The organism is Azospirillum sp. VT-I1 (assembly GCF_055698305.1).
Map to the genome: position 1 here is coordinate 219,031 of NZ_CP168805.1, position 12,171 is coordinate 231,201.

11 protein-coding genes and 1 tRNA gene are annotated in these 12,171 nt (G+C 71.5%); 7 read left to right on the forward strand and 5 right to left on the reverse strand.

All coding sequences use genetic code 11. The annotated features are described in order from the left end of the window. The first annotated feature begins 186 nt into the window (after positions 1 to 186). Positions 187 to 342 (forward strand): DNA gyrase inhibitor YacG, encoded by a 156-nt coding sequence (locus tag AB8P05_RS26740; protein WP_455175683.1) that lies wholly within the window; start codon positions 187 to 189, stop codon positions 340 to 342. A 117-nt stretch (positions 343 to 459) separates the two neighbouring features. Beyond that, positions 460 to 535, forward strand: a tRNA-Phe gene (locus AB8P05_RS26745). Positions 536 to 603: 68 nt separating this feature from the next. On the opposite strand, the gene AB8P05_RS26750 is transcribed toward AB8P05_RS26745, so the two are convergent. The 3 genes from AB8P05_RS26750 to AB8P05_RS26760 all read right to left on the reverse strand — a co-directional run bounded on the left by AB8P05_RS26750 (position 604) and on the right by AB8P05_RS26760 (position 3,022). Continuing rightward, on the reverse strand, positions 604 to 1,947 hold the full coding sequence (locus AB8P05_RS26750) for a tyrosine-type recombinase/integrase (protein WP_472761551.1): 1,344 nt from the start codon (positions 1,945 to 1,947) through the stop codon (positions 604 to 606). Further along, the gene (locus AB8P05_RS26755; protein ID WP_145626291.1) at positions 1,928 to 2,191 is read right to left on the reverse strand and encodes a MerR family transcriptional regulator; all 264 of its coding nucleotides are present in this window, start codon (positions 2,189 to 2,191) and stop codon (positions 1,928 to 1,930) included. Before AB8P05_RS26755 ends, AB8P05_RS26750 begins: the two co-directional genes overlap by 20 nt. Positions 2,192 to 2,557: 366 nt before the next feature. Beyond that, entirely contained in the window at positions 2,558 to 3,022 is a 465-nt protein-coding gene (locus AB8P05_RS26760) for a hypothetical protein (protein WP_472761552.1), read from the reverse strand. Positions 3,023 to 3,204: 182 nt separating this feature from the next. Here AB8P05_RS26760 and AB8P05_RS26765 point away from each other — a divergent pair, with 182 nt between their 5' ends. The 5 genes from AB8P05_RS26765 (at position 3,205) to AB8P05_RS26785 (ending at position 10,889) form a co-directional block, all read left to right on the forward strand. Next, entirely contained in the window at positions 3,205 to 3,390 is a 186-nt protein-coding gene (locus tag AB8P05_RS26765) for a hypothetical protein (RefSeq protein WP_472761553.1), read from the forward strand. Positions 3,391 to 3,588: 198 nt separating this feature from the next. Beyond that, on the forward strand, positions 3,589 to 4,446 hold the full coding sequence (locus AB8P05_RS26770; protein WP_472761554.1) for a recombinase family protein: 858 nt from the start codon (positions 3,589 to 3,591) through the stop codon (positions 4,444 to 4,446). Between the two features lie 348 nt (positions 4,447 to 4,794). Then, on the forward strand, positions 4,795 to 7,251 hold the full coding sequence (locus AB8P05_RS26775) for a hypothetical protein (protein WP_472761555.1): 2,457 nt from the start codon (positions 4,795 to 4,797) through the stop codon (positions 7,249 to 7,251). A gap of 524 nt (positions 7,252 to 7,775) precedes the next feature. Beyond that, entirely contained in the window at positions 7,776 to 9,680 is a 1,905-nt protein-coding gene (locus AB8P05_RS26780) for a MobA/MobL family protein (RefSeq protein WP_472761556.1), read from the forward strand. A gap of 219 nt (positions 9,681 to 9,899) precedes the next feature. Continuing rightward, positions 9,900 to 10,889 (forward strand): hypothetical protein, encoded by a 990-nt coding sequence (locus tag AB8P05_RS26785; RefSeq protein WP_472761557.1) that lies wholly within the window; start codon positions 9,900 to 9,902, stop codon positions 10,887 to 10,889. Between the two features lie 116 nt (positions 10,890 to 11,005). Here AB8P05_RS26785 and AB8P05_RS26790 read toward each other — a convergent pair whose 3' ends face one another. Further along, complete coding sequence (locus AB8P05_RS26790; protein WP_472761558.1) at positions 11,006 to 11,686, reverse strand: HIRAN domain-containing protein; 681 nt, start codon at positions 11,684 to 11,686, stop codon at positions 11,006 to 11,008. Next, entirely contained in the window at positions 11,683 to 12,003 is a 321-nt protein-coding gene (locus AB8P05_RS26795) for a hypothetical protein (protein WP_472761559.1), read from the reverse strand. The genes AB8P05_RS26790 and AB8P05_RS26795 overlap by 4 nt, the downstream gene beginning before the upstream one ends. Positions 12,004 to 12,171 lie beyond the last annotated feature (168 nt).

The window sequence follows — 12,171 nt, forward strand, 5'->3', positions numbered from 1 at the left end:
TTAGAGTCTGTCTGGTGCTTCAATAAGCACCAGACAGACTCTAGACGCTTACCGAAGACGCCTGCCGCAGTTCGTTACGGAGACCTTCCCTTGTCCGATCCCCAATTCCCCGGCGCCGAGCAGCGCCCCCTTTCCCATGCGCAGTCCCATGCCGGCGCCAAGGCGGCAGCCGGCACCCAATGCCCGATCTGCGGCCGCCCGACCGAACCGGCCACCCGCCCCTTCTGTTCCAAGCGCTGCGCCGACATCGACCTGTCGCGCTGGCTGGGCGAAGGCTACCGGATTCCGGGCCCCGAAGCCCCGGTTCCGACCCGCGATTCCGACCCTGACGACGGGCTGTAAGGGGGTCGAAAATTTTCTGAATTTTTCTCTGGACAGCCCGTCCGAACCTCTCTAAAAAGCGCCCCACACGACGCGCCGCACCGACCGAAACGGTCACCCACCAAGCGGCGCCGAGATGCCCAGGTAGCTCAGTTGGTAGAGCAGGGGACTGAAAATCCCCGTGTCGGCGGTTCGACTCCGTCCCTGGGCACCATTCCTTTTCAATGACTTAGACACCTTTCTGGAACTGGTCTAAACACCGGTTAGACAGAGGTTAGACAGTCAGGTGTTCGGCGTGTGTTCGCTGGGCACCTCCTGGGTAGCCTGCCGTAGCAGGTGCCGCCAGACTTTCCCCGACTTGATCTGTTCGATCAACGACCGCGATACCCCATACAGCGCGGCCAGCTTGCGCTGCGACTCCGTACTCGCCCGAATCGCCAGCACGTCCGCTTCGGTCAAAACCGCGTTCGGCGAGCTGCTGCCATTGCGCGGCGCAACCGGTGCGGCAGCGACTTTGACTTTGAACTTGACCGGCTTCAGTGCGGCTTCGGCTCGAATGCCGACGACCTGCACCGTGGGCAGAATTTCGAACGCCGCCTCCAGACGATCGACCGCCGCCACAGCACGCTTGCGCAGGTTTGCCCGGCGCGCATAGTGCTCGGCCATTGCCACGGTCTTGTGGCCGGTGATGGCCTGAATGTCCTTGACGTCGCAGCCGGCCTCGGCGAGCAGCGTCGCCGCAGTGTGGCGCAACCCTTGGAAGGTCAGGCCAGGCCGCACCCACTCTTCCCGCACCAGTTCGCGAATCACCTTGAAGAAGCGCGAGCGGAAGCCTGCTTCGGTCAGCTTCTTGCCGCGCGCGCCGACCACGATGGTGTCGTTGCGCTCGAACAGGGTGACCGAACGGCGAGTCCGTTCAGCATCGAGAATGTCTCGGAGATCGTGGTGTGCCGGAACCCACAACGGATCGCCCGTCTTCAACTGCCGGCTCTCGATCGCCGTTCCGTCGTAAGTCGACCACAGCACGTTCACGGCGTCCCCTTCGCGCAGCCCGGCGTAGGCGCCTAGCGCGACCGGAACGCGCAGTTCCGGCGGCAGCGCCATCATGACGATGCGGAACTCGTCGATGGTCCAGGGCCGGTTGGCGGCCGCTTGGCTCTTTGGCCGTTTCAGCTTCGGCACGTCGGAGGCCGGGTTGATGGTGCTGAATCCTCGAGGTTTGCCCCAGTTGAAGACCAGCGACAGAACCTGCACGACATAGTTGGCAAAGCGACGCTTGTGCGCGGCGAACGCCTTGTCACGCAGCGTGATCACCGCCGGCCCGTCGAGCAGCGCGAGAGGCATGTCGTCGATGATCTTGAGGTAATCGAACACAGCCTGATAGTCGTCTTTGGTTGCAATCGCCTTTTCTGCCCATTCCGGTGACCGGCGGTAGGCAACGATCAGAGCACCCAGAGTGCCGCGGACCGAGACGTCCGCGCGCTCCGCCATCTTGTGGTTCAGCGCCTCCACCTCGCGGACGAACTCGGGTGTGCCGAACTCGGCCCGCAGCCGGGTCCTCGTCGGGCGGTGGTAGTAGTAGACCTTCCCCTTGGACCGGTAGGCCTTAACGTTTTTGAGTTGCATCCGCACAGCCCAGCCTCGCGAGATAATCGTCGGCGGTGGTCGGGACTCCGGTGCGAGCCAGAGAGTCGACCCATTGGTCAAGGGAGGAGCGATCGTACAGCCGGAGCGACCGGACGCGAACCGACGGCAGATCGAGGGCGTCAAGGGTGCCCGTCGACACGCCGATGTAGGCCGCCGCCAGTTCGGGGCGCAGCAGGCGGGGCCATCCCGGCAGTTCGTTGAGGGCTCGTTTCGGGGACGCCATGGTCAGGCCGCCTCTCGGGGACCGCTGATCGTGCGATTGGATCGGAGCAGGACAGATGCCCCGCTCACGGCGCTTCTCGATCGTGCGAGCGACGGCAGGACGGCGCGCGAGAGCGCTCCGGCTCCTTGCGCCTCGCCGTCGGTGGCGAACTCCCACAGTCCGAGCATCCTGCCCCCATTCAGCCGGGGTTCGCCGGACGGAATGTCCGGCTGCTGCCTCGGCTCGGGCCATTTCGGTCCGCCGTTTTTCGACGTCCCCCAGATCGCCGAAAAAGTGCGGGAAAGTGAGTACGGCTTAGACACTGGCCCCGGCAGGCCGGACGCGGGACGGCGAGCCATCCGACGAAGCAGCCTCATCCCCGACCGGTCAGGGACCGAAGGGATCCTCAATCTTGGAGAAGGGCAGGATCCGGCAGACACCGCGCAATGCGCGCAGGGTCGGCCTCTCGAGTTCGAGCTCGAGACGGTCGACCTGTGCATCGGGGACCGCGGTGACGATTCCCGGCGGCGTTCCGGCGGTCGCCAGGACATCACCGAGGCGGAGCAGAGCCTTGGCGGCCTTGCCGGCGTTGCTCTCGATCTCGTAGAGCCGATGGAGACGGCCGCCGCGCAGGACGACGACGTCGACCTGGGCGAGACTCCGATCGGCCGCGTCGTCGCCGAGGCTGGGGAGTGCCAGGGTCAGCCGGTCCCGAAGGTCGGGATGCCGGTTGCGGTCGCCCGCCGGGAGATAGACGCCGTCGCTCATCAGCAGGTGGGTGCCGGCCAGCAGCCCCTGAAGGCGTTCATGCCGCGACAGGGGACGGGGAGTGCCGGGAACGGCCGCTGGCACGCCGGTGCCCGCGAGGCTGACCGCGCGGATGAACGAGCCGGGCCGCACCTCGAGGTCCGGATAGCCCCCGACCGGGCCGGCGGCAGCAGCTTGGCGCGCAACTCATTGGCGATCTGCTGTGTCCGCTTCCCGGCGCGGTGGGGGGCGTGGGCGCTGGCCAGCAGCTCGGCGAGGCCGTTGGCATGCAGCCAGATCCCGAGGATGCCCGGATCGCGCAGCAGGGTCAGGGCGTCGCCGACGAGGGACCCGCGCCGGTGGCGGGCGGAAGCATGCGCGGCGGTGGGGGTGAGGGCGGCGGAGTGAAGCATGGCGGTCTCCTGGCCTCCGGCCGGCACGATGCCGGCGGCGGGGCAAGGAGGGCGGGATGACCGCCGATGCCGTCGTTGTGCCGGATCGTCCCCGCGGATCGCCACCCCGCCGCGCGGCGGCAGCGCGTTCCGGAGCCGTCATGTCTTCCGAAGAACGAACGGAACCATCCCACGCATGCGACGCCATATGTTCGTCAGCCCCTGCTTGACCGCGCCGATCCACCGATCGGCCGCCGTCGTCACGACAGGAGGCCTTCCATGCGAGTCGTCTACATCCATTCCGCAACCGCCGACCTGACGGAGGGGGATGCCGCCGCGATCGCCGGCGCCCGGATCGTGCAGGACACCAGCGTCGACCGGGCCGGCCTCTGCACCCTGCTGGCCCTCCTCGCGGATGGCGACGATCTCCTGGTCCCGGACTTCGGCCATCTCGGAGCCACCGCCCGCGCGGCGCTGGCGTCGTTGCGCCGCGCGTCGGAGGCCGGGGTTCGGGTCTTCGTGCTGCGGGGCGGCCTGGACGGCGCCGCCATTCTGCGGGTCGCCGAACATCTCGAGTCCCTGCCGGACGGCGGCGAGGCGCCGCCGCCGGCGCGTCCGGGAGTCGTCCCTACGGCCGCGCGACCCCGGAACGCGTCGCCGAGATCCTCGCTCTGTCCGCGGCCGGCGTCGTGGTTCGGGAGATCGCCGCGACCGTCGGGCTGTCGGTCGGCACGGTCATGCGCGTTCGCCGCGAGAAGCGGGCTGTACCCCGCGCTCTCCGGCCCACCGCCGGCCTCGCCGAGTGCCTGGGCAGTGCCGACTGATGCCCGCTTCGGAGTTCCTCCCATGAAGCCGAACCGCCACATCCTGATCCATCTCGACGGCCCCCGCTCCCCGAAGACGGTCGCCGTGTCACTCGAGCGCAGCGTGGTGATCGTCAGCCGCTACACGAAGGACGGGCTCTTCGACTCCGGCGAGTTGCTCGACCGCCCACCGACCCGCGAGGAGGCGTGCGCGGCCATCTGCGCGGCCCACCGGAGCTCCGACTTCAATCTCCTGCCCCCACAGGACAAGGCGGGCATCCTCTGGCGCCTCGCCCTCATCGCCGCGGGCCTGCCCAGGGCGGCTGGTCCGTAGGGCCGACGCGGCAAGGTGGAGTGCACCGGATGGCGGGGCCGGCACAGGCGCTGTCCCCGGAGTGGTGGAGGTCGTGATCGACGCGCGGCCGAGGCTTCCCAACCGGAGCCTTGTGGGGTGGGGGCCGGTGTCTATCTCGGGGGCGCCCCGGCGTCGCCGGGGCCGAAATGCGAAGCGCCCGGGGTCGGACCCGGGCGCTCCATCGGTCGAAACGTGTTGCGCCACGTCCGGCACGATCCAATCGACGAGATAGGCACATGCCTGTCGTCGACAAGCCCGGAAGTGGCCCGAGGAGAGGGCACATGGGACGATCCGCGTTGCCGCGGTTCCCGGTCCGGGCGGGGATGCATGGCTGATCTCGAGGAATGCGGCCGCGGTGTCGGCGCGCCGCCCCCACCGCACTACACCGTCGACGCCCTGCTGCCGGCCGAGGCGCAGGCGATCCTGCGGCAGGAGGCCGCCGTCTGGGCCGCCGCGGCTCTCGCCGGCCCGTCCGGGAGCGCCCGGACCGTGATCGGCATCCGGGGGGCCGCCGGCCTGGGAAAATCGACGACCCTGCTCGAGGCCGTCCTGCCGCTGCTGCGCGCCGGCCGCCGGGTGGCGTTCTTCGTCCCGCGTCACAACCTCGGGACCGAGCTGGCCGAGAAGACCCTCGCCAACCTCGAGGCCGTCGCCGAGGCCGAGCGTGGGGAGTCCGACCCGCTTGAGTTCTGGGAGCCGCCGGCGCCCCTGCCGCCCGTCGCCGTCCTGCGCGGCCGGGAGGCGATCGACGCCGCCGGTGCGGCGGTCTGCGGTCGGGCCACCCTCGTCAAGGCGCTCCACGCGAAGGGCCTGTCGGCCTACCGCAATCTGTGCGAGCGCGTTGCCGTTCAGGACGGGGCGCCGGTCACCCTCCGCTGCCCGATGGCGCACCGCTGCGCTCACTACGACCAGTCGAACGATGCCCGGCCGGGCCTGTTCTTCGCGCCCCACGCCTACCTGACGATGCCGGCGCCCAGCGGGCAGCGGAAGCCGGACGCGGTCATCATCGACGAAAGCTGGTGGCAGGTCGCCATCAAGGAGCGCAGCATCACCCTCGAGGACTGGCTGGCCGACCGGGTCTGGCTGGGCGACGCTCCCGTCGACGAGGACGACGTCACCCTCGGACCGGCCCGTGCTTGGCTCGTCAGGCGCGCCGGCCTCGCCCACCAGCTCATGCTCGCCGGCACCGCCCCGGCCGACTGGCCCGCCCACGGCCTGACGGCCGCCGACTGCCGGCGGGCCGCGCGGCTGGAGGGTGAGAGCGCCGCGCCGGCCATCGATCCGGCGATGGCGGACACCGCCATCGGCGCCGTCCTGGCGGCCCATACCCCCACGCCGGCCTCCCGCCTCGCCGGCCTGTGGCGCGCCCTCGCCGTGGAGATCGAGACCGCCCGCCCCGCGCTCCACTCCGTCGCCCTCACCAGGAGCGGCCCCGCCGACGCCCGCCGGACCGTCATCGCCTGGTGCAAGCGATCCGACCTGCGCGGCATCCCGGCCAAGGCCCCGGTCCTGCTGCTGGACGCCTCGATGGAGCCGGAGATCGTCCGCCTCTGGTTCCCGACCATCCGCATCGTCCGGCTGGACGTCGAGCGCAAGGCCTGCGTCGTCGGTCTGGCCGACCGCGCGCTGGGCCGGTCGTCGCTGGTGGAACTCGGCGACGAGGACGGCGGCTCCTGCGCCGGCCGGACCTTCGCCCGCAACAACCGGCGCGCCCTGGCAGCCCTGTTCGAGGTCGTCAGCGCGACCGCCGGGCCGACGCTGTTGGCGACGTACAAGGCCATTCTTCCGGCCCTGCGGGACCACGAGGACACCGCCGACACCATCGCCCGCGCCGTCGCCAAGGGCTCCGCCCTCGGGCATCTGGGCGGCCTGCGCGGCTCGGATGCCTACCGCGACTACGCCGCCGTCATCGTTGCCGGCCGCCTGCAGCCGACCGTCCTCGCCGTCGAGTCCATGGCCCGGGCCCTGTTCTTCGACGCCGGCACGCCGCTGGACTTCCTGGGGGCGAACCGTCTGCCGAAGGTGGAGCGCCGGCGCCGCATGCGGGATGGTTCCGACTCCGTGGCCCTGGTCGAAGCCCACCCCGAACCACGCATCCAGGCTGTCCTCGAGCAGTGCCGGGAGCGCGAGCTGGAGCAGGTGGTCGACCGCCTCCGCCTGATTCACCGGGACCGCCCGGCCCTGGTGATCGTCGCCTCCTCCGTCGTGCTGGACGTCACGTACGACGCCGTCCTGCCATGGTCCGACCTGGTGCCGTCGCGCGCCGTATCCGCCCTGGTGCGCGGGGGCGTTCTGCCGGCGAACGCGGGCCTGCGCGCCGTCGCGTTCCCGGATCTCTGGACCACCGCCGACGCCGCCAAGAAGGACGGCCAACGAGCGGGCCAATTGGGGGACAATCCCCTGTGGAAGCTCATTCAGAGAGCTTTGTCCCCCAATTGCGGCGCAGCGAAGACCCTGGCGGTGGACGCGACCTACCGGCGGGCCGGGGTGCGCGGCCTGCCGAGCGCCGCCAAGGTCCTCGCCGGCCTGACGGACGCTGAGATCACGACGGTGCTGGAGGGGCTCCACGGCGATGCCATCACGGGCCTGCAGGTGGCGCGTCCGGTCACAGCGGAGGCCGTTCCGGAGGCTCCGGCGGGTGCGCCCGAGCCGGAGCCGGACGCCGATCCGCCCGCCGTCGGCGGGATCGTCGTTCCCTTCCGGGACGCCACCGCCGGCGCCGGCCGCACCGGTGCTGGATCCAACGGCGGCGTCCGACTCCACGCACGGATGTCCGCCGCGTAGCCGTCCATCGGACTCCCGTCCGCAGCCGATCGCTCCGCCTCGCCGGCGGGGCGACGGGTGATCGACCAGATGCCCTTGGCGTTGGGGCCGGCGCCGATCCGACGCCACGCTCTGGATGCCCTCCCGCCGGCAGCGCCTGGGCTTGGCGCGGAGCGATCACGCCGCCGGTCTCGAGCCCCGCCGCGCGTGCCGCCGGCACTCCGGCTCCGGCCGGGGGGTGGCGGGGGGTGTCCCCCGCCTCATTTCGGATCGGCTCCGGGGCGGCCGCGGCGCCCGGTTCGACCGGCCCGTCCCGGGACCGGAATGGCACCGCGTTCCATCTTCACACGCTGCCTTCCACGCCCGCCCGTCCTCGCCCGTTGCGAAGGAGTCGGCCGCCGCCATCTCCCCGGCCCAGAGCGGGCCGCGGCGGAGGGTAAGGCGCACTTGTGGGATTAGGCCCTGCGGGACGCCGTGCTACGCCCGGCTCCTAATCCCCCACGTCCGCCCCAGCCCGCGCCGCTCACAGTTGGGGGAGGGGAAGGATGACCGAGCCGCGGGCCGAAGCGCCCTTCACCTGCTCGGCCTCCTTCATCGGCAAGGAGGGGCACGGCGACGCCGCCGTCGCTGTCGCCAAGGCGCACATCGACTACATCACCCGCGCGTCCGCGCTGACGGAGATCGTCGCCGTCGGCGCGGTCCTGGAGGACGGAGCGCCGGTCGGTCGGTTGCGCGCCGTCGCCAAGGCGGAGATCGACCGCAAGGCGGCCAGCCGGAGCAACGCCCGCGTCATCGACAAGATCGTCGTCGCGATCCCCTACGAAGTCCCGGACGCCCGCCGCGGCGAGCTGCTGCGCGCCTTCATCCTGGAGCTCGCCGGTATCGACACCGTGGCCGGCCTCGGGGAAGCGGTCGCCCTTGCCGCCATCCACGGCGACCCGGCGAACCCCCACGCCCACCTCGCCCTGATGGACGGCAAGGAGCCGAAGGCCGCGGCGCGCCGGCGGGCCAAGGCCTCCGGAGCGCAGCGCGTCCGGCAGCGCGACGTCTTCAGGCTGTCCGAGAAGGATGCCGTGGAGCGCGTCCGGGAGACCTGGGAAGCGGTCGCCAACCGCTTCCTCGAGGACCTCGGCGTGCCCGCGCGCATCGACCGCCGCAGCCTGGAGGCCCGCGGGATCGCCCGCCTCCCGACGGCCCATGAGGGGCCGAAGCGCCGCGCCCTCGTCGCGAAGGTCCGCGCGGCCGAAGGGCCCGCGGCCGCCGCCGACATCATTCACGTCGACCCGAGGATGGAGCCCATGCGCGCCAATGCCCTTGCCGCCCGTGCCAACGCGGTCCTTGCCGCGGAGGCGACGTGGACCGCAGCCATCCAGGAGGCCGAACGCCGTGCCGCCGCCGCCGAGACCACGGCGGAGCGCGAGCGGCGGTCCCGCGCGGAAGCCGAGGCCCGGGCCGAGCGGGAGCGTGCGGCGAAGGACGCCCTGGCCGTGCGCGTCGCCCGTGCGGAGGCCATCCTGCGCGACACCGAGGCAGCGCTCGCGCCGGTCGCCACGGCGGTGGCGGCGCCCATCCTTCCGGCCGACCCGCTGGCCACCAAGGTGCTGGCGACCGCCCGTGCCTCCTACGCGGCCGGCGCCAGGAAGGCCGGGGCCAAGGCCGCCGAGCGGGTCGCCAAAGCGACCACCCGCTCCACCAGGGAGGCCGCGCGGGCCGACGACTGGGAGGCGGAGGCACTGGAGCGCGGGCGGCTGGCCGAGGAGGCGAGCCGCACCGCCAATCGCCTACGCCATGCACTCGAGGACGAGCGGGAGGCCCGTGCCGATGCCGAGAGCCGCGCCGCCGACGAGGCCGCCGCCCGCGCCGCGGCCGCCGCCCGGGAGGCCGCGGCGACGACACGCGCCACCGCCACGGAAGCGGGGCTCGAGGCCGCGCGCGCCGACATGGCGGCCGCCCGGCGGCGGGAGGCGTCCCAGCGGGAACGAAGCGAGCGGCTCAAGGCGCGCCTGACCCACGCGCGGAGCCTCCTCGAGGAGATCGACACCGCGATGGCCGGCGTCGAGGCGAGGGAAGGCCTTCGCATCCCGGACTCGGTCCCGCTTCCCGCCCGCGTCGTCCAGATCATCGACGCCGTGCGGTGCGCCGCCTACCGTCGGGGCTTGGCCGAGGGCGCGCGCCGGATGCGCCGGCGGGCCGCCACCATCGCCCGCTGGCTGTGGGAGCGCCTCGTCAAGCGCCGCGAGGAGGCGGAGCAGGCCAGGGCGATCGTCACCGCCATGGCCGCCGGCGAACTGACCGGGCGGGGGCCGGACTGGCTCACGCTCCCGGAGTGGCAGCGGGCGCGGGCGCTTTCCAACCTGGTCCGGAACGGCGGGCTCACCGTTTCGGAGCCGCCCGGCCCCGCCAGGGTCATCCCGTTTCCCCGCCGCAGCCGCGACGATCGGGCCCGCTGACGGAGTGCGGGGACGAAGCACCGATTGCTCGGCTGGTTCGGTCGCCGGAGCTCGAGCCGGCGGCGCCCGCTTTCGGTGGGTGCGGTCTGCTGTCCGTCACATTCGCAATGTTCCGCACATTCGCAACATTGCGAATGTGACGGACAGCTTTGGGAATGTTGTGGACGGCTCCGGCTACGGCCCCATCTCCGATCCCGAACACGAACACTGGAGGCGAGCGTGGCGAACAAGAAGGTGGTGACCCGGCAAGCGGTCGAGGAGGCGATCCAAGCGCTTAAGGCGCAGGGGCGCGGCGTGTCCGCGACCGCCATCCAGGGGCTGATCGGCGGAACGCGGGCGTCGATCAACGCCGAACTGAGCGACATCAACGAGGAGAACCGCTGTCGCGCCGTGCCCCAACCCCAAGTGGGCGCGCCGGCCATCATCGACCCGTCAGCCGATACGCCCGCCGAACTGCCGGCTGTGGTTCTGGCTCAGGCCGACGCGCTGATGGTGTCCCTGGCCGATACCCTGACCGCGACCATTCGCCAGGAACGGGAGCGCGCCCGCCAGGAACGGGACGCCGAGCGGGAGGTCCATCGGGCTGCTCTGGAATCCGAGCGCGCCGCCGGGGAAGCCCGCGCCAAGGCTCTGCAAGGTCAGATCGATGCCCTCTCGACGTTGCGCGCCGAGATGAGGGACCAGCTCGCGGAGGCCGGCGCCGAGCAGGAGGCCCTCCAGGAGATCCTCGAGGCGAAGGACGCGGAACGCCGGGAGATGGAGGTCGCCCTCGATCACGCCAACGCCCTGCGCGACGAACTGACCGCCTCGTTGGACGTCGAACGCAGCCGGGTGAACCAGTTGGAGATGGACCTGCTGCGCGCCCAGGCCGACGCCGCCGAACTGCGGGGTCGCTTCGAGCAGCGCGCGGCCGATCTGGAGCAAGTCACGGCCGAGGCCCGCGCCTGCCTGACCCGCGCCGTCCTGGCCGAGGCCAACGCCATCCGCCTCGCCGATGAGCTGAACGAGATGCGGGCCGCCGCCAAGGAACGGCCCGCCCCCGAGCCGGCTCCAAGGTCCAGGAAGGGCGGTGCCGGCAAGGTTCGGCCGCCCGCGCCAGCCGCTGCCAAGGAGCGGGGCGTCGACGCCGTCGACGCTGCCATGGCCGTGGAGGACAGTCACCCGCCGCTACCGTTCGGCTCCGCCGGTGGGCCCGTCGGGAGCGCGTGACGTCCGTGTGAAGACGGCCGGCCCGGACCATGCGTCGGGACGGCCGCGGTCAGGGACGTTCTCCTCCCGCCCCGGACGTCGAGTGATGCCATCATATGACTGGCGCCGACTTCAATTCAGCTCCAAAAGTCGGCGTCGTCGCGGACGGAGTTCCCCAACCGAACCCGTTGGGGCGGCCTTGGCTGAGCGGACTGCCACCACCGGGCATAGCGCTCGAGGACGACCCGCCGGCGTGTCCGCGGCCGCCTGGCGCGGGTGAACGTTCGCTCGGCCTCGATGCTCAGCGCCGCGTTCAACGGCTGCTGGAACTGCGGCCATTCGCCTGACGGATACTCCTTCCACAGCTCCTCAAGCGCGCCTTCCTGGTACTCGGCTCGACTTCGGAACGGACGCACAGTGCCGGTGGGCAGGTCGATCAGCAGCCGATCCCGCCACCAGAGCGTTCGGCCGTTCCTATCGGTGCCGTAGGCCCAGCAGCGGGGCACCACGCCGGCGTCCATCAGGGGCGCTAAGTGCTCGGCGTCCTCGCTGGGGATGTGCCCCAGCATCCACGGGCCCGCCGGCCACCAAACCTCCACGGCGTTGCGGTCATACGGGTTCGCCGGATCACGCCGCAGTGCCAGGGGTTCCCACGCACCAGGCAACATGCCCATCTCCTCAAGTCCGCTGAGGTCGTGGTATGCTCCGCCGGCCAAGAAGAGGTGGAGCAGGTCGCCCACCGGCCGTTCGGCATGTTGGGCAGCCGCGGCCGCAGCAAGCGCAGCCAGCTCGTGCGCCGTCAGCGCCGCCCGCCTCATGACGCTCCGGCGGCGCTGCCGCCCTCCTCGGAGAGCGCGCCGGCCCGCCCCGCGGTGCGGCGGCGGGCGTGGGGGATCGCCTCCTCGCGGGTAGTCCGGCGCGGATCGGTTGCCTCTGGCACCGGGGGCAGCGGCTTCGCCAGCTGGGCCGTCTTGATCTCACCCTTCAGCAGTGTGCTGGCAACGCGCCAGAGCAGCGCGACGTCGGCCGCGCTGACGACAGCCGTGGCGTCGATCAGGCCCGCGGCCTTCATCCTGGCGCCGCGCCGGCTCGATCGTTCCGCCGGCCTCAGCCGCTCCTCCTTCCGCAGCAGCATCCATCCCCGCTTTCTCGTCACGCCTCCCACCTCCGCCTCCCTTTCCCCGCGGCTTCATGGAAGCGGATGTGGGGCGCCCAGCCCAGGGGCGATACTTTTCCTGCGGCGGCACGGGACGGACCTGATCCGATTGTCCGCGTAAGCGGGACTCGTCAGGTGGAGCCTCCT